The sequence below is a fragment of the Ectopseudomonas toyotomiensis genome, from assembly GCF_017167985.1.
Taxonomy (GTDB): Bacteria; Pseudomonadota; Gammaproteobacteria; order Pseudomonadales; family Pseudomonadaceae; genus Aquipseudomonas; species Aquipseudomonas toyotomiensis.
In genome coordinates this window covers 1,424,730-1,448,218 of sequence record NZ_CP070505.1, presented here as the reverse complement: position 1 = coordinate 1,448,218, position 23,489 = coordinate 1,424,730, and the positions used below count along the sequence as shown (strand labels likewise).

Annotated in this window: 28 protein-coding genes and 2 riboswitches; of the genes, 20 read left to right on the top strand and 8 right to left on the bottom strand. The window is 64.7% G+C overall.

Translation table 11 applies throughout. The features are described from left to right. Positions 1-118 precede the first annotated feature (118 nt). From JWV26_RS06645 to JWV26_RS06620, 6 genes are read left to right on the top strand one after another with little or no spacing between them, the layout of a single operon-like run. On the top strand, positions 119-892 hold the full coding sequence (locus tag JWV26_RS06645) for a DUF3450 domain-containing protein (protein WP_161867396.1): 774 nt from the start codon (positions 119-121) through the stop codon (positions 890-892). Beyond that, complete coding sequence (locus JWV26_RS06640; RefSeq protein ID WP_021489596.1) at positions 889-2,238, top strand: MotA/TolQ/ExbB proton channel family protein; 1,350 nt, start codon at positions 889-891, stop codon at positions 2,236-2,238. The genes JWV26_RS06645 and JWV26_RS06640 overlap by 4 nt, the downstream gene beginning before the upstream one ends. Further along, a complete protein-coding gene (locus JWV26_RS06635; RefSeq protein WP_206418684.1) occupies positions 2,231-2,779 on the top strand; it encodes a MotA/TolQ/ExbB proton channel family protein in 549 nt (182 codons plus the stop codon). Before JWV26_RS06640 ends, JWV26_RS06635 begins: the two co-directional genes overlap by 8 nt. Before the next feature lie 11 nt (positions 2,780-2,790). Continuing rightward, the gene (locus tag JWV26_RS06630) at positions 2,791-3,201 is read left to right on the top strand and encodes an ExbD/TolR family protein (RefSeq protein ID WP_021489595.1); all 411 of its coding nucleotides are present in this window, start codon (positions 2,791-2,793) and stop codon (positions 3,199-3,201) included. Beyond that, positions 3,201-3,884 (top strand): energy transducer TonB, encoded by a 684-nt coding sequence (locus JWV26_RS06625; RefSeq protein ID WP_079782696.1) that lies wholly within the window; start codon positions 3,201-3,203, stop codon positions 3,882-3,884. Before JWV26_RS06630 ends, JWV26_RS06625 begins: the two co-directional genes overlap by 1 nt. A gap of 2 nt (positions 3,885-3,886) precedes the next feature. Beyond that, entirely contained in the window at positions 3,887-4,984 is a 1,098-nt protein-coding gene (locus JWV26_RS06620) for a tetratricopeptide repeat protein (protein ID WP_206418683.1), read from the top strand. A 181-nt stretch (positions 4,985-5,165) separates the two neighbouring features. Here the strand turns inward: JWV26_RS06620 and JWV26_RS06615 are convergent, their stop codons facing one another. From JWV26_RS06615 to JWV26_RS06600, 4 genes are all read right to left on the bottom strand, one after another. Beyond that, positions 5,166-5,687 carry a DUF3299 domain-containing protein gene (locus JWV26_RS06615; protein ID WP_017675594.1) on the bottom strand — a complete coding sequence of 174 codons (522 nt, stop codon included), beginning with the start codon at positions 5,685-5,687 and terminating at the stop codon, positions 5,166-5,168. Positions 5,688-5,739: 52 nt separating this feature from the next. After that, on the bottom strand, positions 5,740-7,005 hold the full coding sequence (locus JWV26_RS06610; protein WP_206418682.1) for an ABC transporter permease: 1,266 nt from the start codon (positions 7,003-7,005) through the stop codon (positions 5,740-5,742). Position 7,006: 1 nt separating this feature from the next. Next, entirely contained in the window at positions 7,007-7,714 is a 708-nt protein-coding gene (locus tag JWV26_RS06605; protein ID WP_206418681.1) for an ABC transporter ATP-binding protein, read from the bottom strand. Positions 7,715-7,928: 214 nt separating this feature from the next. Beyond that, on the bottom strand, positions 7,929-8,501 hold the full coding sequence (locus JWV26_RS06600) for a DUF2796 domain-containing protein (RefSeq protein ID WP_206418680.1): 573 nt from the start codon (positions 8,499-8,501) through the stop codon (positions 7,929-7,931). Between the two features lie 113 nt (positions 8,502-8,614). Between JWV26_RS06600 and JWV26_RS06595 the strand changes: the two genes are divergently transcribed. Next, the gene (locus JWV26_RS06595; protein WP_206418679.1) at positions 8,615-8,959 is read left to right on the top strand and encodes a hypothetical protein; all 345 of its coding nucleotides are present in this window, start codon (positions 8,615-8,617) and stop codon (positions 8,957-8,959) included. A gap of 124 nt (positions 8,960-9,083) precedes the next feature. On the opposite strand, the gene trxA is transcribed toward JWV26_RS06595, so the two are convergent. From trxA to JWV26_RS06580, 3 genes are read right to left on the bottom strand one after another with little or no spacing between them, the layout of a single operon-like run. Continuing rightward, positions 9,084-9,956, bottom strand: a complete 873-nt coding sequence (trxA, locus tag JWV26_RS06590) for a thioredoxin (protein ID WP_206418678.1) — start codon at positions 9,954-9,956, stop codon at positions 9,084-9,086. A 55-nt stretch (positions 9,957-10,011) separates the two neighbouring features. Further along, positions 10,012-10,671, bottom strand: a complete 660-nt coding sequence (locus JWV26_RS06585; protein WP_206418677.1) for a class I SAM-dependent methyltransferase — start codon at positions 10,669-10,671, stop codon at positions 10,012-10,014. Next, positions 10,668-11,108: a hypothetical protein gene (locus JWV26_RS06580; RefSeq protein ID WP_206418676.1), complete on the bottom strand. Its 441-nt coding sequence runs from the start codon at positions 11,106-11,108 to the stop codon at positions 10,668-10,670. Before JWV26_RS06580 ends, JWV26_RS06585 begins: the two co-directional genes overlap by 4 nt. A 145-nt stretch (positions 11,109-11,253) precedes the next feature. Here JWV26_RS06580 and nrdR point away from each other — a divergent pair, with 145 nt between their 5' ends. From nrdR to JWV26_RS06515, 13 genes are all read left to right on the top strand, one after another. Next, complete coding sequence (gene nrdR, locus JWV26_RS06575) at positions 11,254-11,721, top strand: transcriptional regulator NrdR (RefSeq protein ID WP_003243991.1); 468 nt, start codon at positions 11,254-11,256, stop codon at positions 11,719-11,721. Continuing rightward, entirely contained in the window at positions 11,718-12,833 is a 1,116-nt protein-coding gene (gene ribD, locus JWV26_RS06570; RefSeq protein WP_206418675.1) for a bifunctional diaminohydroxyphosphoribosylaminopyrimidine deaminase/5-amino-6-(5-phosphoribosylamino)uracil reductase RibD, read from the top strand. The genes nrdR and ribD overlap by 4 nt, the downstream gene beginning before the upstream one ends. A gap of 194 nt (positions 12,834-13,027) precedes the next feature. After that, positions 13,028-13,182: riboswitch (FMN riboswitch) on the top strand. A 126-nt stretch (positions 13,183-13,308) separates the two neighbouring features. Next, positions 13,309-13,971, top strand: coding sequence for a riboflavin synthase (locus tag JWV26_RS06565; protein WP_206418674.1), 663 nt, complete (start codon positions 13,309-13,311; stop codon positions 13,969-13,971). 12 nt (positions 13,972-13,983) lie between these two features. After that, positions 13,984-15,063 carry a bifunctional 3,4-dihydroxy-2-butanone-4-phosphate synthase/GTP cyclohydrolase II gene (gene ribBA, locus JWV26_RS06560; RefSeq protein ID WP_024309629.1) on the top strand — a complete coding sequence of 360 codons (1,080 nt, stop codon included), beginning with the start codon at positions 13,984-13,986 and terminating at the stop codon, positions 15,061-15,063. Positions 15,064-15,281: 218 nt separating this feature from the next. Continuing rightward, on the top strand, positions 15,282-15,758 hold the full coding sequence (ribH, locus tag JWV26_RS06555) for a 6,7-dimethyl-8-ribityllumazine synthase (RefSeq protein ID WP_003243999.1): 477 nt from the start codon (positions 15,282-15,284) through the stop codon (positions 15,756-15,758). After that, positions 15,755-16,234, top strand: a complete 480-nt coding sequence (nusB, locus tag JWV26_RS06550) for a transcription antitermination factor NusB (RefSeq protein ID WP_079782707.1) — start codon at positions 15,755-15,757, stop codon at positions 16,232-16,234. Before ribH ends, nusB begins: the two co-directional genes overlap by 4 nt. Continuing rightward, positions 16,231-17,184: a thiamine-phosphate kinase gene (gene thiL / locus JWV26_RS06545; RefSeq protein WP_079782708.1), complete on the top strand. Its 954-nt coding sequence runs from the start codon at positions 16,231-16,233 to the stop codon at positions 17,182-17,184. Before nusB ends, thiL begins: the two co-directional genes overlap by 4 nt. A 15-nt stretch (positions 17,185-17,199) precedes the next feature. Further along, positions 17,200-17,727: a phosphatidylglycerophosphatase A family protein gene (locus JWV26_RS06540; RefSeq protein ID WP_017675578.1), complete on the top strand. Its 528-nt coding sequence runs from the start codon at positions 17,200-17,202 to the stop codon at positions 17,725-17,727. A gap of 9 nt (positions 17,728-17,736) precedes the next feature. Beyond that, positions 17,737-18,471, top strand: a complete 735-nt coding sequence (locus JWV26_RS06535) for a substrate-binding periplasmic protein (RefSeq protein WP_074918555.1) — start codon at positions 17,737-17,739, stop codon at positions 18,469-18,471. 18 nt (positions 18,472-18,489) lie between these two features. Next, positions 18,490-19,134, top strand: coding sequence for a retropepsin-like aspartic protease family protein (locus JWV26_RS06530; RefSeq protein WP_074918557.1), 645 nt, complete (start codon positions 18,490-18,492; stop codon positions 19,132-19,134). Between the two features lie 111 nt (positions 19,135-19,245). After that, positions 19,246-19,866, top strand: coding sequence for a GTP cyclohydrolase II (gene ribA / locus JWV26_RS06525; RefSeq protein WP_017675575.1), 621 nt, complete (start codon positions 19,246-19,248; stop codon positions 19,864-19,866). After that, a complete protein-coding gene (locus tag JWV26_RS06520; protein ID WP_017675574.1) occupies positions 19,863-20,276 on the top strand; it encodes a hypothetical protein in 414 nt (137 codons plus the stop codon). The genes ribA and JWV26_RS06520 overlap by 4 nt, the downstream gene beginning before the upstream one ends. Further along, the gene (locus JWV26_RS06515) at positions 20,276-21,070 is read left to right on the top strand and encodes a cobalamin-binding protein (RefSeq protein WP_206418673.1); all 795 of its coding nucleotides are present in this window, start codon (positions 20,276-20,278) and stop codon (positions 21,068-21,070) included. Before JWV26_RS06520 ends, JWV26_RS06515 begins: the two co-directional genes overlap by 1 nt. A gap of 219 nt (positions 21,071-21,289) precedes the next feature. Here JWV26_RS06515 and JWV26_RS06510 read toward each other — a convergent pair whose 3' ends face one another. Further along, positions 21,290-23,155: a TonB-dependent receptor domain-containing protein gene (locus JWV26_RS06510; protein WP_206418672.1), complete on the bottom strand. Its 1,866-nt coding sequence runs from the start codon at positions 23,153-23,155 to the stop codon at positions 21,290-21,292. Between the two features lie 87 nt (positions 23,156-23,242). Then, positions 23,243-23,448: riboswitch (cobalamin riboswitch) on the bottom strand. Positions 23,449-23,489: the final 41 nt, after the last annotated feature.

Sequence of the window (23,489 nt, the reverse complement as noted above, 5' to 3'; positions counted from 1 at the left end):
CCTGGCTCAATAGATCGGCGAGCTCTGTTGCGGTGTTTTGTCCATTGCTTCGAATGCGTCTGTAGATGATAATGTTTCTCTTTTTGAAGCAAGCCCGTCTGTTGAGGACCCTCTGCGCATGAATCGCTTCCCCCTCCGTTCCCTGGCCGTGGCCCTGATGTTGGCCAGCGGCTCGCTGGCTGCTGCGCCGCTGGATGCTGCGCTCGACGAAAGCCAGCGCCTGGCCGCCGAGGCGAAAGCCTCCCAGGGCCGTGTCGAACAGCTGGATGACGCCAGCCGTGAGATGCTCAATGAGTACCGAAATGCCCTGCAGCAGGCTGAAGCTTTGAAAGGTTATAACAGTCAACTTCGTGACCTGGTCGAAGCCCAGCGTCAGGAACTGGCCAGTTATCAGAAGCAGCTCGATGGCATCGAACGTACCCAGGAAGCGGTGAGCCCGCAGATGGTCAAGATGGTCGAGGTGCTGGGTGAGTTCATCGCCGCTGACCTGCCGTTTTTGCCCGAAGAACGCGAAGACCGTCTGGCTCAACTGCAGGACTTGCTGCCGCGCGCCGACGTCAGCCTGGCCGACAAATACCGCCGCATCCTCGAGGCCTACCAGATCGAGAGCGATTATGGCCGCACGCTCGAAGCCTGGCGCGGCGAGCTGAATCAGGCAGATGGTGGTTCGCGCAGCGTCGAGTTCCTGCGCCTGGGCCGCAGCATGCTTTATTACCAGACCCTCGATGCGCACGAGAGCGGCTGGTGGAACCCGCAGACCAAGGCATGGGAAGTGCTCGACGGCAGCGCGCGCCGTCCGTTGACCCAGGCCATCGCCATCGCCCGTCAGCAACAGGCGCCCGCCGTGCTGTCCCTGCCGATCAAGACCCTGGCCGAGGAGGCCGCACAATGAGTCGTCGTGTTGTAGCCGTACTGGCGCTCAGCCTGTTGCCGGCGCTGGCCGCCGTGGCCGAAACCCTCAACCCTGATCAACTGCTGCAGCGCATTCGCAGCGAGCGCGCTGCTGAAGTCAGCGCCATGCAGGAGCGTGAGCAGGCCTTCCTGGCCAAGCGTAGCGAGCAGGCGCAGCTGCTGGCTGCCGCGCGTTCAGCGCTGAATACCCAGAAAGCCGAAAGCGAGCGTCTGAAGGCCGAATTCGACCGGCAGGAGGCCGAACTGGCCGAGCAGGAAAAACTTCTGGCGCAGCGTGTCGGCCACCTCGGTGAACTGTTCGGTGTGGTACGCCAGAGTGCCGGTGATGTCGCCGGGCAATGGCAGGACAGCCTGCTCAACGCCCAGTATCCGGAGCGCCTGAAGCGCCTCAAGGCACTGGCCGAGAGCCGTTCGCTGCCGTCCGCCGAAGACCTCGACGGCTATTGGATGCTGCTGCTCGAAGACCTGGCCGCCAGCGGTCGTATCGAGCGCCTGCAACTGCCGGTGGTGAATGCCGATGGCTCTCGCCAGGAGCAGCAGGTGCTGCGTGTTGGCGCCTTTGCCGTATATGGTGAGGATGCGTTCCTGCGTTACGACGCCGATGCAGGGCAACTGGTAGCCCCGCCGCGTCAGCCGTCCGGCCTGGGCCAGGTCAAGGACTACCTGAGCAGCACCGATGCGCTCGCCACGCTGCCCATCGACCCGAGCCGTGGCAGCCTGCTGGCGCAGCTGCAGCAGCAGCCGACCCTGTGGGATCGTCTGCAGCAGGGCGGTCTGGTCGGCTGGGTGATCGTCGTGCTGGGTGCTTTCGGCCTGCTTCTGGCTGTGTGGCGCATGGTCTATCTGGGGCGCGTTGGCAGTGGCGTCAAGGCGCAGATGCACGACCTCAGCGCGCCGCGCAATGACAACCCGCTGGGCCGCGTGATTGGCGTGCTGGGTGCCAAGCCGCAACTGGCGGATCTGGAAACCCTGGAACTGAAGCTCGACGAAGCGATCCTGCAGGAGACACCGCCGCTGGAGAAAGGCCAAGGCCTGCTCAAGCTGCTCGCCGCCGTGGCACCGCTGCTCGGCCTGCTGGGCACCGTGACCGGCATGATCGTGACCTTCCAGGCCATCACCCAGAGCGGTGGCGGCGACTCGCGGCTGATGGCCGACGGTATCTCCCAGGCGCTGGTGACCACCGTACTGGGCCTGGTGGTGGCCATTCCGCTGCTGTTCCTGCACAGCCTGTTGGCCAGCCGCAGCAAGGGCCTGATCCAGATTCTGGAGCAGCAGAGCGCCGGCCTGATCGCCCTGCACCTGTCGGGAGCACCGCGCCGTGACTGATCTGTTCGCCTTCTGGCTGCGTGCAGTCGACAGTGCCTATGCACTGCTCGACTTCATGGGCGCCGGCGGCGTGGTGATGTGGGCGCTTGCGCTGCTCTGCGTGGTGTTCTGGACCCTGGTGTTCGAGCGTTTCTGGTACATGCGCAGGATTTTCCCGCGCTGGGTGCAGGAGCGCCGCGAGGCCTGGCAGCAGGTGCTGGCCGATGACAACGGCAACTGGCAGCGCGCCGTGCGTCTGGCCTGGCTGGCGCAGGCGCGCCAGCAACTGGCGGCGCCGCTGCGCCTGGGCAAGACCCTGGTGGCGCTGTACCCGTTGCTGGGATTGCTCGGCACCGTGCTCGGCATGATCGCGGTGTTCGACGTGCTCGCCCTCAACGGCACCGGTAACCCACGTGGCATGGCCGCAGGCGTCTGGCAGGCGACCCTGCCGACCATGGCCGGCATGGTTCTGGCCATTCCTGGATTGTTCAGCCTGGCGCGCCTCGAACGCGAAGCCAGCCAGGCCATCGAGCGGCTGGCCGACCAGCTGCGTCACGACTGAGATCGCCCAACATGAGAATGCGTCGTCACCACCAGCAGGACGAAGACACCGGTATCGACCTCACGCCGATGCTCGACGTGGTCTTCATCATGCTGATCTTCTTCATCGTCACCAGCTCCTTCATTCGTGAGTCCGGGGTCGAGGTGCAGCGCCCGCAAGCGGAAACCGCCAGCCCGCAGGACAAGGGCAATATCCTTATCGCCGTCACCGCTGACGGGCAGATCTGGATGGACAAGCAGCCGGTGGACATCCGCAGCGTGCGTGCCCATGTCGAGCGCATGCGCGTCGATCAGCCGGAAGGCGCCGTGGTGGTACAGGCCGATCAGGATGCGCGTACCGGCCTGGTGGTTCAGGTGATGGATCAGGCGCGACTGGCCGGCGTGCAGGATGTCGCCCTGGCCGCCGGTAGCGGAGTCAACTGATGCGCCTGCCGCTGTCTTTTCTCGGCGCCTGCCTGATGGCCTTGGGGCTGTTCGCCCTGATGCTATATATGGTCGCGCCACCGAGCGCCAAGGTGAACCAGGAGCCGGTCAGCGTGGCCAACTTTGTGCGCATGGACGGTAACGCCAGCGAGACCGCCAGCCGCACCCGTCAGCAGGCACCGCAGCCGCCGCAACCGCAGACGCCGCAGCCCCCCACGCCGCCGACGCCGCAAACGGCCACGCCGAATGCCAACCTGCCGGCGCTGGATATCCAGCTGCCCAGCCTGGCCAGCGGTATTGCCGTCAACAGCGCGCCGGCACCGAGTCTGTCCGGCCTTGCGCCGGGTGCTCCAGCGCCGACGCCACCGAGCGAGGCCGCCGAGTCCGGTGGGCAGATGGGCGGCATGGAGAGCGAAGTCATGCCGCTCAACGACGTGCGCCCGGAATACCCGCGTTATGCGCTGCAGCGTGGCATCGAAGGTTTCGTCAAACTGGCTTTCACCATCAATCGCTCCGGCAACGTGGAGAATATCCGCGTGCTGGAGGCCAACCCGCGTAACGTCTTCGAGCGCGAAGCACGCCGTGCCGCCTCTCGCTGGCGCTTCGCACCACGTACCGAGGGTGGCCTGGCGGTGGACCGCGAAGCGGTGAAGACCCTCTACTTCCGTCTGGAAAGGAGCTGACCATGTACCGTTGGTTGTTGCTCGTGATGCTCAGTGCTGCGGCCGTGCCTGGCATGGCCCAGCAGACCGTCGACCCGGCCGTGTTCAAGGCTCTGAACACGGCGCAGGTTGCGCAGCAGAAGGGCGATTATGCCGCTGCACGACGCGCGCTGGATGATGTCCAGGCCAAGAGCGGCAGCCTCGAAGAGGCACTGGTCTGGCGCAGCAAGGCCTATGTGGCCTGGTCGGCCGGCAACAACGGCCAGGCCATCGACTGGCTGGACAAGGCCGTGCGCAGCGGCAAGCTGGACGCGGAGATGCTGGCCGGCGAGCGTCTCAACCTGGCCAAGCTCAACCTGGGCGAGCGCCGCTACGCCAAGGTCGTCGAGCTGTTGGCGCCGAATCAGGCCAGCGCCTCCGAGGAGGTGTTGCAGATGCTGGTGCAGGCCTATCAGGGCATGAACCAGCCGGCCAAGGCATTGCCACTGGCCGAGCGCTACGTGCAGGCCAATCCCAATGCCGATGACATCTGGCTGCAGTTTCTGGTGGGTGCCAACGCCGACCTCAAGCGCTATGCCCAGGCCGAGCGCTGGCAGCGTCAGTTGCTGGCGCGCCAGCCGAACGATGCCAAGGGCTGGCGCCAACTGGCCGGTCTGCAGCAGATGGCCGGCAGCAACGACAAGGCGCTGGCGACCCTGCGTGCGGCGCACAGCAAGGGCCTGCGTTTCAGCGAGGCGGAACTGGACAACCTGGTGCTGCTCGCCGGTGCCGCCGATCAACCCTGGCAGGGCGCCAAGCTGCTGGCCGGCATGCTCGACAGCGGTCTGCTGGCCAATACCGCGGCTCGCCAGGAACGTCTGGGCCTGTTCTGGTGGCAGGCGCGTGATCGTTCTGCCGCGGTGCGCGTGTTGCGACCGCTGGCCGAACGCAGCGGCAATGGCAAACACTGGTTGTACGTCGCTCAACTGGAGCTGGAGCAGTCGCGCTGGCAGGCCGGCCTGGATGCGCTGGCGCGTGCCGAACGTGGCGGTGCCGAGCGGGCCAAGGTGCGTTCGTGGCGGCAGTGGGCGGAAAGCGAGCTGCGTTTCGAACGAGAAAATCGGGTAGCCAGTCGCAGTTGAGTCGTTCTCGGTGCGCACGGCGCACCCTACCGTAGGGTGCGCCGTACGCACCAAGAAAAAGCCAGACCTAGTGTCTGGCTTTTTCTTGGGTGGCGTATCTCTGTAGGAGCGGATTTATCCGCGAATCTTTTCGCGGCTGAAGCCGCTCCTACAGCCACACCTACGAATGCCCCGGCAGGGGTCAGCTATCCGGCAGTTCGTAGGCGTAGATCTTGTCCGCTTCCATCTGGTAACCGACTTCGGCCAGTTCGCTGCTGACATGCTCGGTCTTCAGCGGGCCTTCCACCCAGAAAGGCTGGTACAGCGCATCGAGCAGCACGCCGAGTTCGCTGGTGACATGAACGATCTGGTTCGACGGCGGTGGCGGCACGTGGATGCAGGCGCCGAAGTAGGGCACCAGCAAAAACTCCACCACCCGGCCTTCGTCTGTCACATCCAGCGGCACGATATAGCCGGGCAGTTTCACCTGCTGGCCATTGAGCTCCTTGACCACCGGGGCGGCCGGCGATTGCTGCATGGCGGCCGGGCCGGATTCAGCCAGGGCGTCGGCCAATTGCGAGAGGTCATGGATCGGCGCGGGGTTGATGACCTGCGGCGGAGCATCCGGCGGAATCAGCTCCGACCAGGTGATTTCGCGCACATCGGCGGCGGCCAGCGGCAGGGCCAGCGTCAGCAGCAGGCTGGCGAGCAGGGGGCGGAACATGGATTACCTCTGTGCAGTGATTCGCCTGCACAGTGTACAGGCGAATCGCGCCTTACAGGCGTATCGACAGGCCGTCGGCGAGTGACTGCCGATAGGCCCGCCAGGCCGGTACGCTGCCCATCGCCACGGCGGCGGCGAGAATGCCGCCAAGCAGTTTCCATTCGTAACTCGACGGCGCATTGAGTGCCAGGTACAGACCGTAATTGGCCTGGACGAAACCCTGGCTGCCGGCGATGCCCAGATAGAGCAGCGCGACACCGAAGGCCACGCCTGCCAGCGCCAGGGTGAAGGCCTCCAGCACCAGCAGACTGGCGATATGCCAGGGGCGAGCACCCACCGAGCGCAGGATGGCCATCTCCCGGCGACGCTCGTTGAGGCTGGTGAGAATGGCGGTGAGCATGCCGATCAGACCAGTCAGCACGACGAACAGTGAGACCACGAACAGCGCCTGTTCGGCGGTGCCCATCAGGCTCCACAGCTCCTGCAGGGCGACACCCGGCAGGATGGCCAGCAGCGGCTCGCCACGGAACTCGTTGATCTCGCGCTGCAGGCTGAAGGTGGCGATCTTGCTGTTGAGACCGAGCATGAACGCGGTGATCTGCTTTGGCTGCAGGTCCATGGCGCGTGCCTGATCCGCGCTGATCTGCGCCGCGCCGCGTGCCGGCATACCGTTCTGCCAGTCGATATGCAGCGCCTCCATCCCGGCCAGGGAGATGTGCAGCGTGCGGTCCACCGGCGTGCCGGTACGTTCGAGGATGCCGACCACGGTGAACGGCTTGTCGTCATGCTTGACCAGGCTGATGGTGGCGACGCCGTGTGCCAGGACAATCTTCTCGCCGAGGCCGTAGCCCAGCGCCTGCGCCACTTCCGCGCCCAGAACCACCTCGAACGGGTCGTCGGCGAACTCGCGGCCCTGCGCCAGTTGCAGCGTCTGGCCGCGGGCGTAGCGATAGTGCTCGAAATAGGCGGTGCTGGTGCCCATCACCCGGTAACCGCGGTGCGAGTCGCCGAGGGAAATGGGGATGGCCCACTTCACCTGACGGTGCTGGGCGAAGTGCTCGAAGCTGTCCCAGCGGATGTTGTTGGTGGCGTTGCCGATGCGAAATACCGAGTACAGCAGCAGATTCACACTGCCCGAGCGGGCGCCAACGATCAGGTCGGTGCCGCTGATGGTATTGGCGAAGCTGGCGCGCGCCTCGGTACGTACACGTTCCACGGCCAGCAGCAGGCACACCGAGAGGGCGATGGCGAATACCGTGAGCAAGGCGGTGAAACGTCGGTTGGCCAGGCTGGCCAGGGCGATGCGGATCAGGTGCATCTCAGGCCTCCTGGGCGCGCGTGGCGCGGTTGAGTTCGGCCAGCGACAGGCTGCGGTCGAATAGCGGCGCCAGGCTCTGGTCGTGGCTGACGAACAGCAGGCTGGCGCCGGCGGCGCGGCATTCGGCGAACAACAGTCGCAGGAAGGCTTCGCGGGCGTCGAAGTCCAGCGCCGAAGTGGGTTCGTCAGCGATCACCAGTTCCGGTTGGCCGATCAGTGCACGCGCGGCGGCAACGCGTTGTTGTTGGCCGATGGACAGCTCGTCGGCGCGGCGGCCGAGCAGTTCGGCGCGCAGGCCGAGGTGGTCGAGCAGCGCCGCGGCTGCAGCATCGACGCTGCCATGGCGCTGGCGCGCACGTTCTGCGCGCAGACGCGAGAAGCGGCAGGGCAGTTCGACGTTCTCGCGCACCGAGAGAAAGGGCAACAGGTTGAACTGCTGGAAGATGTAGCCGGTGTGATCGACGCGGAAGCGATCACGGGCACCGGCCGAGAGCTGGCCGAGTTCCTGGCCGAGCAGGCGGATGTGTCCGTGCTGGGCCTTCTGCACGCCACCCAGCAGGCCGAGTAGGGTGGTCTTGCCGCTGCCGCTGGGGCCCTTGAGAAACAGGGTTTCGCCACGCGCCAGGGTGAAATGGGGAATATTCAGCAACTGCGCCTGGCCAGGCCAGGCGAAGCCGAGATCGGCGAGTTCGATCAGAGGTTGGGTCATGGTTTCTTCGAATCGTCGTTCATGAAAAGCCGGGCATGCTGGCCTGATCATCTGAGCCGAGCTCTCGGATGGCATTCACACCTCCGGAGCAGGTTGTGGGAGGCGCTTTAGCGAGCTTTTTCGCAGCTAAAGCGAGTCGCCCCTGGCCCTCCCTCAAAGCAGGCGTGGTGGATGAAAAGAGCGTCAGCTATGCGCCCCGATCCACCCTGCGGCATCAGAAAGACAGGCGTGGCTGGGCTGGAGTCAGTTCCACGCCCTGTTGGCCGTTCGGGCCGATCAGTTGTATCTGAATCTTCTCGGTGGCGGGGAAGCGTTTGAACAGCTCGGCCAGATCCAGTTGTTTCAATTCGTTGGCCTTGGCGCATTCGAAGCGGTAGTGCGCATGGATGTCGCTGTGTTCGCCCTCATGATCATGATGGTCGTGGTCGTGGTCGTGGTCGTGGTCGTGGTCTGCGTCGCCAAACAGCGGGCTTTGCAGTTCGACCTGAGTGGCCTTGCAGTCGCCGCTGGTCAGGGCGAACAGGCTGATGGGCTGCTCCAGCTCGCGCTTGGCGGCCGCGACCTTGGCCTTGTCGGCATCGCTCTTGGCCGCATATTCGAAGCCGACCAGGTTCATCGCCGGGCTTTCGAATTGCAGCTCCAGCAGATTGCCGTCCAGCGCGGCATTGAGGCTGGCGACACCATGCTCGTGGGCACCCAGGCTGTCGTGATCATGGCCGTGCTCATGAGCCTGGGCAGCGACCAGGGGCAACAGGGCGAAGGGCAGGGCGAGCAGCAGGTGGCGCATGGTTATCTCCAGCGTAGGTGCGATTTGATTGTTACATTATAACAACTTTCGTGGCGAACTGGCCAGCCCGGCGCTGTCATGGGAGCATGCAAGATCCTGACTGGAGGCTGAACATGGTGCGAATACGTGGGCGCATTGGCGACTGGCCGGTGGATCTGACGCTGGAGCTGGATGCCGAGGACTGGGCGCAACTGGCAGAGCACGTCGCCGTCACACCGGCGGCTATTCAGCCCTTAGCAGGGACGGCGGCTGATAGCAGTGACCGACTATGGCAGACCACACTGCAACTGGTGCGCGATGCCGGTTCGGTCGAGGGTCCGCGGTTGCTGGCGCAACTGGCGGCACTGGCTGGCGGTGAGGCAGCGGGCAAGCGTCTGTTGGTGCGCCTGCGCCACTGCTCGCAGATCCGCATGGAAACCGGAGCGGATGCGCCGATCTATCACTGGGTGGCGGAGTAAGGCAGGCCGAGTGGCGATCTGCCCGTAGGGTGCGCCGCGCGCACCGGGTAGCGTCTGCTCGATTTGGCTAGGCCGCGGTGCGCATGGCGCACCCTACGGCGAGTGTTATTTAAAGTCCTAGAGGTCAGTAGATCGCCTGATACAGCTTGCGGCGGTAGCTGGTGACCAGCGGGTGGTCGCCGCCTAGCAGATCGAACACCTGCAGCAGGGTCTTGTGGGGCAGGCCGTCGCTGTAGCTGCGATTGCGCACGAACAGCTTGAGCAGGCCGTCCAACGCCGCTTCGTACTGCTGGCGCGCCAGTTGTTGCACGGCCAGTTGATACACCGCTTCGTCATCCTCGGCATTCTGTGCCAGGCGGCTTTTCAGCGTGGCAGCGTCTGGCAGGTCGACGGCCTGGCGCAGGAAGGTCAGCTGCGCCTTGGCGCCGGCCAGTGCCTGCTTGTGCTCATCACCCTTGACCGCGTTGAGCACGGTTTCCGCCTCGCCCAGCTCGCCGCGTTCGGCCAGGCAGCGTGCGTAGAGAATCAGCGCGGCCGCGTTCTCGTTGTCTTCCGTCAGCACCTGCTTGAGTAGCGCTTCGGTGTCGGCAAAACGTCCTTCGGTGAACAACGCCTGGGCAGCTTCCATCGGATCGGCAGCGGCAGGAGCGGGTTCGGCGACATGGGGTTTGAGCATCTCGCGGATCGCCGCTTCCGGCTGGGCACCGGCGAAGCCGTCCACCGGCTGACCGTTCTTGAATAGCACCACGGTCGGCAGGCTGCGAATGCCGAAACGCATGACGATGTCCTGCTCGATATCGCAGTTGACCTTGGCCAGCAGCAATTCACCGGCGTATTCCTCGGTGATCTTCGCCAGCATCGGCATCAGCGCCTTGCACGGCGCGCACCACTCGGCCCAGAAGTCCACCAGCACCGGTTTGTGGAAGGAGTTCTCGATCACCAGTTGCTCGAAGCTGGCGGCGCCGGAGATGTCGAAGATGTAGGGGGAGTCGCTCATGGTCGGTCTCGAAAAAGCAGGGCAATGGTCTATTAATGCGGGCAGTGTGGCGCGGTTACAAGGGGCGCGCGGCGTGATACAGGCTGACTTCGCGGAATTCCGCCGGCTCGGCCAGGTCCGGCCAGGTGCAGCCATCCAGCATTGCCAGGCGCTGGTAGAGCGGATGTTGGAAATCCTTGACCCGCGAATCGGCCACCAGCGCCTGATGGCCGCGGCTGAGAAAATGATCGAGCAGCGGCAGGTTGGCGCGATCATAAAGCACGTCGGCAACCAGAATCAGGTCGTAGCGGTCCGCTTCGGCGAAGAAATCTTCCGAGTAGTTCAGCGTCACGCCGTTGAGCTCGGCATTGGCGCGGCTGGCGGCCAGCGCCACTGGGTCGAGGTCGCAGGCCACCACTTCGGCGGCGCCCGCCCTGGCTGCGGCGATGGCAGCCACGCCGGAGCCTGCGCCGAAATCCAGCACGCGTTTGCCGCGTACCCACTCGGGGCGTTCGGCCAGCCAGCGGGCGAGCACCAGGCCGCTGGCCCAGCAGAAGCACCAGTAGGGCGGCTCTTCGAGGATGCGGCGGGTTTCCTCGGGGTTGAACGCGCGATCCATATTGCTGGCATCGATCAGCCATAGGGCGATATCGGTACCCGGCAGCGTTTCGGCCACCAGGCGGGCATCGCCGAGCAGGTCGCTCAGTGCCTGCTGCAGCGCTTCGGGTGGCCTCATGGCGCCGGCCCCAGCTGCAGTGCGCCAAGGTCCTGATCGCGCAGCTCGGCGATGGTGCGTGCCGGCAGGCGTTGCACCAGTCGCCCGGACTGGCTGACCCGGCCACGCAGCTCCAGGCGCAGATCCTGCGGCGTCTGCAGGTTGCTCAGGGGCAGATGAAACGGCAGCGCTTCGCCGCTTCCACGCAGATGAACCTGGCCGAGCAGCGCGCGCGGCCTGCCGCGCATATCCACGCCCAGCAGTGCCAGGTCGACATCGGCGCCTGCTGCGACGCCAAGCAACTCGCCACGCAGGCCAGGGCCATGAATCGGCGCAGTGCTGGGGTCTGCCAGTGCAGGTGCTGGCATGGGGGGCGGCACGGTGGTTGTTGGCTCGCCGGCGCAGGCGGCAAGCAGGCCGCTCAGGGCCAGTGGCAGAAGGGGCAGGTATCGGTTCATGGCATGTACTGCTCTTGGAGGTGCTTGCCCATAGCTTAATTTGTCTTGTACCTGCCAAGCAGGCCTGCTCAAGGCTACTTACATTTTTCAACGGCGTGCTATGCGCTACCATGGCGCCTTTGCCGCCAATCAGTCAGCGCCTGCCATGCATTGTCCCTTCTGCGCCGCCAACGACACCAAGGTCATCGATTCCCGCCTGGTCGCCGAGGGCGATCAGGTTCGCCGCCGCCGCGAATGTGTGGCCTGCGGCGAGCGCTTCACCACTTTCGAAACCGCCGAGCTGGTGATGCCGCGCCTGATCAAGCAGGACGGCAGTCGTCAGCCCTTCGATGAAGAGAAGCTGCGCGCCGGCATGCAGCGTGCGCTGGAAAAACGCCCGGTAAGCGTCGAGCGTCTGGAAGAGGCCATCGCCCGCATCAAGCAGCAATTGCGTGCCACCGGCGAACGTGAGGTGAAATCGCTGGTGCTCGGTGAGTTGGTGATGACCGAGCTGAGCAAGCTCGACGAGGTGGCCTACATTCGTTTCGCCTCGGTGTACCGACGCTTTCAGGATCTCAACGAGTTCCGCGAAGAGATCGAACGCCTGGCCCGCGAGCCGTCGAAAAGCCGATGAGCGAGCGCGACCACTTGTTCATGGCGCGCGCCCTGCGGCTGGCGCGCAAAGGCCTTTACTCCACTCATCCCAATCCGCGTGTCGGTTGCGTCATCGTGTGTGATGGCGAGATCGTCGGCGAGGGCTGGCATGCTCGTGCCGGTGAACCGCACGCCGAGGTGCATGCTCTGCGCCAGGCAGGCGAACGGGCGCGCGGTGCCACCGCCTATGTCACTTTGGAACCCTGCAGTCACCATGGGCGTACGCCGCCCTGCGCCGATGCGCTGGTCGCCGCCGGTGTCGGCCGGGTGGTCGCGGCGATGCAGGATCCCAACCCGCAGGTCGCGGGTCGCGGTTTGTTGCGCCTGGCCAATGCCGGTATCGAGGTGTTGGCCGGCGTGCTGGAGGCCGAGGCGCGCGCGCTCAATGTCGGCTTCATCAAACGCATGGAAACCGGCCTGCCGTTTGTGCGAGTCAAATCGGCGATGAGTCTCGATGGCCGCACGGCCATGGCCAGTGGCGAAAGCCAGTGGATCACCGGCCCGGCGGCGCGTGCCGAGGTGCAGCGTTTGCGTGCGCAGTCCAGCGTGGTGCTCAGCGGTGCCGATACCGTGCTAGCTGACGATGCCCGGTTGACCGTGCGCCCCGATGAGCTGGGACTGGGTGTGGAGGCCACCTTCATGGCAGCCTCGCGGCCGCCACTGCGGGTACTGGTCGATGGCCGGCTGCGGGTGCCGCTGAGCAAGGCGTTCTTCCAGGTCGGCCCGGCGCTGGTGGCCACCTGCGCGGCCGCTGCCGCGCGCGACCGCTACCTGGCCGACGGCCACGAACTGCTTGCCGTGCCGGGCAGCAATGGTCACGTCGATTTGCGCAAGTTGCTGCTGGAACTGGCCGGCCGTGGCGTCAACGAGGTGCTGGTCGAAGCCGGGCCGCGTCTGGCCGGCGCCTTCGCGCGTGCCGGGTTGGTGGACGAGTACCGCATCTTCGTTGCGCCCAAGCTGCTCGGCTCCAGTGCTCGGCCGTTGTTCGAGCTGCCGCTCAATCGTATGGCCGAGGCGCCGGAGCTGCAGATTGTCGATATCCGCGCCGTCGGTGACGACTGGCAGATTACCGCGGTGCCCAAGACCAGGTAGGGGCGCCGTGCGCACCGCGGCCGCCGCGGCTCTCTCCACATCCCCTTTGCCTGGCGGCAATGATTCGAGCTGGCACGGGAACAGGTGCTGGCCTGGCAGATCGGCGGTTGGTTCTGGTGCGCACAGCGCACCCTACAGGCCATGCAGCGCTGCGATAAATATGGTAAAACGCCACGCGGTCATTCATATGGCCGCAACGTTCTCAGGGCGGGGTGGAATTCCCCACCGGCGGTAATGGTTCGCAGAACCTAGCCCGCGAGCGCTCGCCATGGCACCTGCCTGGCGAGGTCCAGCAGACCCGGTGCGATTCCGGGGCCGACGGTATAGTCCGGATAAAGAGAGAGCGGGATTCCCTCCTCGGGCGCTTTTTGCGCGTCCGCGAAATCCCTATCGATCGGCATTGCCCTGTTTTTGACCAAAACAGGAGTTCGTCCATGCTGTTCAGCACCATCTTCAACGTGACACCGGAGGGCGCATGTTCACCGGCATAATCGAAGCCATCGGCAGCATCCGCGCCATAACGCCCAAGGGCGGCGACGTGCGCGTCTACGTGGCCACCGGCAAGCTCGATCTGGGCGACGTCAAGCTCGGCGACAGCATCGCCGTCAACGGCGTGTGCCTGACCGCAGTGGAACTGCCCGGCGACGGCTTCTGGGCCGACGTCAGCCGCGAGACGCTGGCGCGTACGGCCTTCGTCGACCTCAAACCCGGCAGCGCGGTTAACCTGGAAAAGGCCCTGACGCCCACCAGCCGCCTCGGCGGGCACCTGGTCAGCGGCCACGTCGACGGCGTCGGCGAGATCGTCTCCCGAGCCGATAACGCCCGCGCCGTGCAGTTCAAGGTGCGCGCCCCGCGTGAGCTGGCCAAGTACATCGCGCACAAGGGCTCGATCACCGTCGACGGCACCAGCCTGACCGTCAACGCGGTCGATGGCGCCGAGTTCGAACTGACCATCGTGCCGCACACCCTGGCCGAGACCATCATGGTCGACTACCAGGCCGGGCGTAAGGTCAACCTCGAAGTCGACCTGCTGGCGCGTTACTTGGAGCGCCTGCTGCTCGGCGACAAGGCCGCCGAGCCCAAGGCCTCGGGCCTGACCGAAAGCTTTCTCGCCGAACACGGCTACCTGAAGAATTGAGGAGACGCCCCGATGGCGCTCAATACCGCTGAAGAACTGATCGAAGACATCCGCGCCGGCAAGATGGTCATCCTCATGGATGACGAGGACCGCGAGAACGAAGGCGACATCATCATCGCGTCGGAATGCGTGACGGCCGAACATATCAACTTCATGGCCCGCTTTGCCCGTGGCCTGATCTGCATGCCAATGACCCGCGAGCGCTGCGAGCTGCTCAAGCTGCCGCTGATGGCGCCGCGTAATGGCTCCGGCTTCGGCACCAAGTTCACCGTCTCCATCGAGGCGGCCGAGGGTGTGACCACCGGCATCTCCGCCGCCGACCGCGCGCGTACCGTGCAGGCCGCCGTGGCGCGCAATGCCGTGGCCGACGATATCGTCAGCCCAGGTCATATCTTCCCGCTGATGGCCCAGCCTGGCGGCGTACTGGCCCGTGCCGGTCACACCGAGGCGGCCTGCGACCTGGCGCGCATGGGCGGCTTCGAACCGAGCGGGGTGATCTGCGAGATCATGAACGACGACGGCACCATGGCCCGCCGCCCGGAGCTGGAAAAGTTCGCCGAAGAGCACGGCCTGAAGATCGGCACCATCGCCGACCTGATCCACTACCGTCTGATCCACGAGCGCACCGTCGAACGCATCAGCGAGCAGCCGTTGGACACCGAGCTGGGCCAGTTCAATCTGGTGACCTACCGTGACGCGGTGGAAGACACCGCGCACATGGCGCTGACCCTGGGCACCATCTGCGCCGAGGAACCGACCCTGGTGCGCGTGCACAACATGGACCCGCTACGCGACCTGTTCCTGGTCAACCAGCCGGGCCGATGGAGCATGCGTGCGGCGATGGCGGAAGTGGCCAAGGCCGGCAGTGGCGTGGTGCTGCTGCTGGGCAACCCGCTGACCGGGCCGGAGCTGCTGGCGCTTATCGGTCGTCAGCAACCGGCCAATCCGGCGACCTACAGCACCGTCGGCGCCGGTTCGCAGATCCTGCGTGACCTCGGCGTGCGCAAGATGCGCCTGATGAGCTCGCCGATGAAGTTCAACGCGATATCCGGCTTCGACCTCGAAGTTGTAGAATACCTGCCGGCTGACTAAAAGCGGCCCGCAGGGCGGGAGAGGGTGTCGTGGCCAACGCCGACCCTCTCCCCCGACCCCTCTCCCACAAATGGGAGAGGGGAGCTAAAGCACGTAGCCGGATGAAATCCGGGGAGATCGGCACACTGGCCCCGGATTGCATCCGGGCTACGCCGACAAACGAATTTTATTTTCGGAGCGCAAGGCGCTCCGGCTCTTTAACCCATGTGAGACCCGTCATGACCCTGAAGACCATCGAAGGTACCTTCATCGCCCCGAAGGGCAAATACGCCCTGGTGGTAGGCCGTTTCAACAGCTTCGTCGTCGAGAGCCTGGTCAGCGGCGCCATCGACGCCCTGGTTCGCCACGGTGTTAGCGAGAGCGACATCACCATCATCCGTGCGCCGGGTGCTTTCGAGATTCCGTTGGTGACCCAGAAGGTCGCTCAGCGTGGTGAGTTCGCCGCGATCATCGCCCTGGGCGCGGTCATTCGTGGCGGCACCCCGCACTTCGAATACGTAGCGGGCGAGTGCACCAAGGGCCTGGCCCAGGTTTCCATGGAATACGGCGTGCCGGTCGCCTTCGGCGTGTTGACCGTCGACTCCATCGAACAAGCCATCGAACGCTCCGGCACCAAGGCGGGTAACAAGGGTGCCGAAGCTGCGCTGTCTGCCCTGGAAATGGTCAGCCTGCTGGCGCAGTTGGAGGCCAAGTGAGCAACTCCGGTAACGGCCAGCCGGCCAAGAAGGGCCCCAGCGGCAAGATTCTCGCGCGCCGCGAAGCCCGTACCCTGGCCATGCAGGCCCTGTACTCCTGGCACATCGCCGGCCAGCCGCTGAACGAGATCGAAGCGCAGTTTCGCGTCGACAACGATTTCAGCAAGGTCGATGGTGCCTACTTCCACGAAATCCTGCACGGCGTGCCGCGGCACAAGACCGAGCTGGACGAGACCTTCACGCCCCTGCTCGATCGCCCGCTGGAAGAGATCGACCCGGTCGAGCTGGCCATCCTGCGCCTGTCCACCTACGAGCTGAAGAACCGCGTCGACGTCCCCTACAAGGTGGTGATCAACGAAGGTATCGAGCTGGCCAAGGTGTTCGGCGCCACCGACGGGCACAAGTTCGTCAACGGCATTCTCGACAAGCTCGCGCCCAAGCTGCGTGCCGCCGAAGTCAACGCCAACAAGCGGTGAATGAGTTCGAGCTGATCCGTCGCTATTTCGCCGCCGCCCGTTGTGCTCAGGGCGGCGACGGAGTGGTTCTCGGTATTGGTGATGACTGCGCGCTGCTGGCGTTGCCCGCCGGTGAACAGCTGGCGGTTTCCACCGACACCTTGGTCGCCGGGGTGCATTTCCCCGACGCCTGCGATGCCTTTCTCCTCGGTCAGCGCGCGCTGGCCGTTTCCGCCAGTGATCTGGCCGCCATGGGCGCTACGCCGCTGGCTTTTACCCTTGCCCTGACCCTGCCGAGCGCCAATGAAACCTGGCTGGCCGAATTCGCTCGCGGCCTGCAAACGATGGCGCAGAGCTGTTCGCTGGCGCTGGTCGGCGGCGATACCACGCGTGGCCCGTTGAGTCTGACGCTCACCGTGTTCGGCCGAGTGCCGAGCGGACAGGCGCTGCTGCGTAGCGGCGCGCAGGTGGGCGATCTGCTTTGCGTCGGCGGCGAGCTGGGCGATGCCGCGGGCGCGCTGCCGTTGGTGCTGGGGCAGCGCGAGGCAGCGGCGGACATCAGCGAAGCATTGCTGGCGCGCTACTGGTCGCCGCAACCCCAATTGGCTTTGGGGCAAGCGCTGCGTGGCCGCGCCACGGCCGCGCTGGATATTTCCGACGGCCTGTTGGCCGACTGCGGGCATATCGCCAAGGCTTCACAGGTCGCCCTTAAGATCGAGCTGGAGCACGTGCCGCTGTCTGCGCCGCTGCGCGCCTTCGCCGGCGAGCAGCAGGCGCGGGTCTGCGCGCTGGGCGGTGGCGATGACTACCGACTGGCCTTTACCCTACCGCCAGCCCTGCTCGCCGATCTGCAGGCCGATTGGCCCGAAATACGGGTGATTGGCCGTGTGCAGGCCGGCTCTGGGGTAGAGTTGCTGGACGCCGCCGGCCAGCCCATCGAGCCGCCGCGTGGCGGCTACCAACATTTCTGACAGGACGGAGTGCGTGTGACCGATCACCCCAACCAGGTTCCCGCCGAGTACGTACCGCCTTCGGTATGGCGCAATCCCTGGCATTTCATCGCCTTCGGCTTCGGCTCCGGCACCCTGCCCAAGGCGCCCGGCACCTGGGGGTCGCTGGTGGCGCTGCCGTTCGTGCCGCTATGGCAGATGTTGCCGGACTGGGGCTACTGGCTGATGCTCGGGGTGACCATGCTGTTCGGCTTCTGGCTATGCGGCAAGGTGGCTGACGACCTGCGCGTGCACGATCACGAAGGCATCGTCTGGGACGAAATGGTCGGCATGTGGATCACCCTGTGGCTGGTGCCCGAGGGCTGGGTCTGGTTGCTGCTAGGCTTTCTCATGTTTCGCCTGTTCGACATCGTCAAACCCTGGCCGATTCGCTGGATCGATCGGCACGTGCATGGCGGTGTAGGCATCATGCTCGATGATGTCATCGCCGGGGTCTTTGCCTGGTTGGCGATGCAGGGGTTGGTCTGGGGCTGGGCCAACTATGGAGCCGGGCTGGGTTTCTAAGGAGTGGACATGCGCATGAGGCAAGTCTGGCTGGGGATGCTGCTGATGCTCTCTGCCTTGTCTGGTGCTCAGGCCCAGGGCGAGCTGCCAGGTGAAATACGTCTGGCCAGTGAAATCTGGGAGGCCTATACCGAAGCCGATGGTACCGGTCTGGGCTGGGATGTCATGCGCGAGGTGTTCGAGCCGGCAGGCGTCCGTCTGGATATTCACAGCGTGCCATACACCCGTTCTGTCGGGTTGGTGCAGCGTGGCGAAGCCGATGCCTGGGTCGGTTCCTATCGTGACGAGGTCGAGGGGCCGGTGTTCTACCCCAAGCATCACTATGACCGTGATCAGATCGTCGCACTCGCCCTCAAGGACAAACCGGTGCCGACCTTGGACGGCCTGGGCAAGCACCGGCTGGTCTGGGTGCGAGGCTACGGTTACGAGGAATATCTGCCGAATGTGCACGACTACCGGGAAGTACAGCGGCGTGACGGTATCCTCGGCATGCTCGAGCTGGGCCACGCGGATTTCTATATCGATGCCCGTCCCGAGGTCGACTACGTACTGGGCCGGGCCGCCAAGCCTCAGCAATACCGGGTGACGAATCTGATGCAATTGCCGCTCTATCTCGGCTTTGCCGATACGCCACGCGGCCATATCCTGGCCAAGCTCTTCGATCAGCGTATGACGCAGCTGATCGCCAGTGGTGAGCTGCGGCCAATCTTCGAGCGCTGGCAGCAACCCTATCCCTTCGACTGAGCCGGGAGGCCTTCATACATGCAGCTTCGTCATTGTCTCGCCGCGCTGGCGCTGCTATGTGCGAGTTCTCCCTGGGCGGCCTCTCAGGTTCAGGTGGTCGGCCTGTTTCCCGGTGCGGCGGTGCTCAATGTCGATGGCCAGCGCAAGTTGGTGCGGGTCGGCCAGGCCGGCCCTGGCGGGGTGGAAGTGGTCAGCGTCGACAAGCAGGGCGCGGTGCTACGTGTCGAGGGCGTCGAGCGCGTCTATCCACTGAGTCGTGAATACAGTGCCGGTTTCGCCGAGCCGGTAAGGAAGCGTCTGAGCATCGCCAAGGGCATCGGCGGACATTACTGGGTGGCCGGTTCGGTCAACGGCCAGACGGTGCAGTTTCTGGTGGATACCGGCGCCACCTCGGTGGCGCTCAACGACGCCCATGCCCGACGCCTGGGTATCGATTATCGAGTCAGTGGGCGGCCTCTGCAGGTCAACACCGCCAGCGGCGTTGCGCGTGGCTGGCGAGTGATGCTCGACCGGGTCAAGGTCGGCGATCTCGAGGTGCTCGGCGTCGAAGCTGTGGTGCTCGAAGGTGGCGCGCCGCATGAGGCGCTGCTGGGCATGAGCTTCCTCGGTCGGGTTGGCTGGCGCGAGGAGCAGGGGATGCTAGTGCTGGAGTCCAAGCTATGAGACTGCCATTGACCGTTTCGATACTGATGATCGGCAATTCTGACTGACCCGCCAGCGGGGGCTGCTGATACAATGCCGGCCCTGTTTCGTACTCATTGCTAGGAGTATCCGGTGTCCGTCGTGTTCGTCGCCGCCTCCCAACTGCCCACGCCCTTCGGTGTGTTCACCATGCACGGTTTCCTCGATGAGGCTACCGGCAAGGAACATGTCGCCCTGACCTTCGGCAACGTCGCCGACGGTGCACCGGTGCTGGGACGTCTGCATTCCGAATGCCTGACCGGCGACGCACTGTTCAGCTTGCGTTGCGACTGTGGTGCCCAGCTGCAGGCGGCGCTGCAGGCCATCGCCAACGAAGGCCGCGGCGTGCTGCTGTATCTGCGTCAGGAGGGCCGTGGTATTGGTCTGCTGAACAAGATTCGCGCCTATGAACTGCAGGACGGCGGTGCCGATACCGTGGAAGCCAACGAGCGCCTGGGTTTCGGCGCCGACCAGCGTGATTACGCCATCTGCCTGCCGATGCTCGAGCACCTGGGCATCGACAGCCTCAAGCTGATGACCAATAACCCGCGCAAGGTCAAAGCCTTGGGCGACATGGGCATCGCCGTGGATCACCGTGTGCCGCTGCAGATTGCGCACAATCCCTACAACAAGCGCTACCTCGCCACCAAGGCCGGCAAGCTCGGTCATATGCTGGGCAACCAGCATCAGGGCGAGACCGAGGAAAGCCTGTGACCCGAGGCCAGGTAAAGCGTCGCCTGGCGCTGGCCTGGTGGCGTCAGCTGGGCGTGGCGCTGGCGCCCGTGTTCATGTTCAACCTGCTGTTCGGCGGCGGTAGCACCACGGTGCTGACCATGCCGCTGTTCATCGCCGGCCTGGCTTCGATGTTCGTCAGCCTGCCGTTGTTCTCCGCTTACAAACGCGCTCTGATCGCGACCGAAAAGGCTCTCGACAGCGACGACGAACCTGCCGCCTGGCTGGAGCTGGATCGTGTCCGTCTGCGTGCCTTGCTCGGTGCTGCGCTGCCTGCGTGGATCGCCGCGTTGGCAGTCCTCGCTGGCCTCGAGGCGATCCCGTTGGTACTGCTGGCGCTGTCGTCCATCGTGCTGCACAGCCTCTACCGCATACCCCGCCAGTTGGGCTGATGCGCACGCTGCTGCTCGCGCTTTGCCTGCTGGCGTTGCCGCTGACAGCCGCCGAGCGGGTAATCAGCCTGGCCCCATCGCTCAGTGAAATCATGCTTGATCTGGATGCCGCCGACCTGCTGGTCGGCGTGCTCGACGGTGATGAGCGTCCCGCCGCGCTGGCCCATCTCCCCACAGTCGGTCGTTATGGCCAGCTGGAATTCGAGCGCCTGTTACAGCTGGCGCCGGATCTGATCCTCATCGCGCCTGGCAGTGTGCCGCCGGCGCAACAAGCGCAGTTGCAGCGTTTCGGCATTGACCTGCTGATTGTCGAGCCGCAGCGCCTCGAGCAACTCGGCGAGGCCTTCATGCGTATTGGCGAGCAAGTGGGCCGGGCCGAGCAGGGGACGCGGCTGGCGGCTGAGTTTCGCGCCGAACTGGACGCGCTGCGCCAGCGCTACCGGCGTGAGCAGCCCCTTGCGGTGTTCTACCAGGTCTGGCACCAACCGCTGTACACCATCGGTGGCGAGCAACTGATCGGTGACGCCTTGCAGGTGTGTGGAGCGCGCAACCTGTTCGCCGACCTGCCGCAGCCGGCGCCGCAGGTCAGCGTCGAGGCGGTGCTGGCGCGTGATCCGGACGTGATACTCGGTGGCAGCAATGCCGAGCTGAGCGTCTGGCAAGCCTGGCCGCAGTTGCATGCGGTGCGGCTGGGACAGGTCTGGGCGGTGCCGGACAAGGGCCTGGAACGGCCTAGCCGGCAGATGCTGGGCGCCATCGAGCGGTTGTGCGAGTTGATGGCCGAGGCACGGTAGCGTTACGTGGGTTGCATATGGTCGCGTAGGGGGGAGCCGCTTGTTGCGGTGGTTGCGTGACTCACTGTGCTTGATGCGGCGTAAGCCACCATTGGTGCAAGGCGATCCATCGCCTGGTGGGTTACGTGGGGCGGCCATCCGAGCGCGCTGCCTGTATCTGCGTTTGCAAGATTGGTGTTCAGCTCCGCTAAACCACCCTACGCAGATTGCACATCAACTTTAGAGTTGCGGCGTCCAGGTGACGGCGAATAGTGCGGTGCGGCCGGCGCTGTTGTAGCCGAAACGGCCATTGGGTGTACTGTAGGTCGATTCTGCATAGTCCTTGTTCAGCAGGTTATCCAGCTTCAGGCTCAGCCCCAGTTCCTCATTGGCCTGCCAGGCGGCGCGCAGGCTCAGCAGGCCGTAGCCGCTCATTTCGATCTCGTTGTCGGCGTCGTCGTAGCGACCACTGATCGCACGCCAGCCTGCGCCCACCGACACATCGCCAAAGCGGCGGTCGACGTCCAGGCTCAAAGTGCGTTTGGCGCGGCGCTGCAGGGTATGGCCGCTGGCGCGGTCACGCGGGTCGATCAGGGCCAGCGCGAGATTGCCTTGCCAGCCGAACAACTCCTGCTGCACGGCGGCTTCGAAGCCATTGATCCGGGCTGTCTGGACGTTCTGTGGAATGAAGTTCTCGTCCAGGACGATGGCGTCCTCGATATCGGTTCGATACACGGAAGCCTGCAACGATCCTGTGTCGCTGTAGCGGCTACGCCATTGCAGCTCGTAGCTCTTGGAGCGTTCCGGGGCGAGGTCGGGATTGGCACTGGGGAAGCACATGCCACCAAAGCAGAAGTCCGGGTAGTAAAGGTCGTTGAAGGTCGGGGCGCGGAAGCCTTCGCTATACGACAGGATCAGGTCGTTGGCGTTGTTGAGGGGTAAGGTCAATGACGCGTTCCATGTGTTCTCGTTACCAAATTGCTGGTTGTCGTCGTGGCGCACCCCTAGCTCGGTCGAGAACGTTTCTCCGATATAACGATGCTGAACGAAGGCCGCGCGGTTCCAGCGTGAGTCCTCGACAAAGTCCGTCGTGCCCTGCGCTCGATCTTCATACCAGTCCAGACCTAGCAGCAGTTGGTGGTTTTCGTTGAGTGTCAGGGTGTTCAGCCAGTTGGCTGCGTCACGGTAGGTATTGAACTGGCTGACGGTACCGCCTGCCTGGTCGTTGCCGCTGTCGCGCTTGTCCTCGCTGTGTCCCAGTTCCAGGCGGCTGCTCCAGACTTCGGTAACACGAGCCTCGATAAAACCAGAGATGCTGCTGAGCAGAAAATCGGTGGTTGGCAGGGAGCCAGTGAAGGTGTCGTCATACTCCACCTGCCCGCGCTGATCGAGCGCAGTGAAGCCAACCTCCAGCGAGTCGTTGAAGCGGTGCGACAGATTCAGGCTTAACGAGCGGTTGCGGTAGGCGTCGTCGTCGCCATTGGCGCCGAAACCGTCGCGGGTGGCGTCGATGCCGGCAGTCTCGTCCAGAGCGGCACCCAGGTGAAAACGAGTGCGCTTGTCGCCGCCGGAGAGGCCGAGGCTGCGCTGGTAAGTGCTATCACTGCCAGCCGCCAGCCGTGCGTAAGGCTTGAGGCCCTGGCCATCGCCCTGGCGAGTGAAGATCTGAATCACCCCGCCAATGGCGTCTGAGCCGTATAGCGCCGAACGCGCTCCACGAACCACTTCGATACGCTCGATCTGCTCGGGGGCGAGAAACTCCAGGCTGCTGGTGCCGCTGGAGGCTGCCGCGATACGTTGCCCGTCGACCAGGACCAGGGTTTGTGCCGTGCTGGCGCCGCGCAGGAACACGCCCGTCTGGCTGCCTGCACCGCCAGTGCGGACGACGCTGAGGCCGGGCACACGCTCCAGTAGCTCGGTAACGCTGCTGACCTGCAGGCGCTCGATGTCGTCCCGTTTGAACACCGTGGTGGCGGCGGTAGCCTGCGCTTGCGGTTCGGCCAGGCGCCCGGAGGTGACGACCAGTGGCTCGGCCACGTAGGGTTCGGCGGCCAGCGAAAGACCTGGCATGACGGCGATGGCCAGAGCCAGACGAGACAGTTTCATTATTTTTCCTCAACAGTCGGCAGACGTTCGAGGAGGGCAGGCGCAAGCGCGGGCAGGACGGCGCTTGACCGTGTCGCCCTCCGCAACACCAGTCGCACCGCCTTGGCCGGTCTCCGGGCTCTCGACCCGCGTCCACCTTCCCAGGCTTGGCCCAGTGGCTGTTGGACGTGGCGCAAGCTTTGGGCTTGCTGTCGATTACCGTTGCGGGGGCAGCGTCGGGTTTGCTCAACAAAAGCGCACCGACTTCCCGTTTAACACTGCTTGCGCAGCGCACCCTGGCGGAACATGAATGGCGCGCACCTTAGTGCGCGCGAGTATGAATGACAAGCAAGCG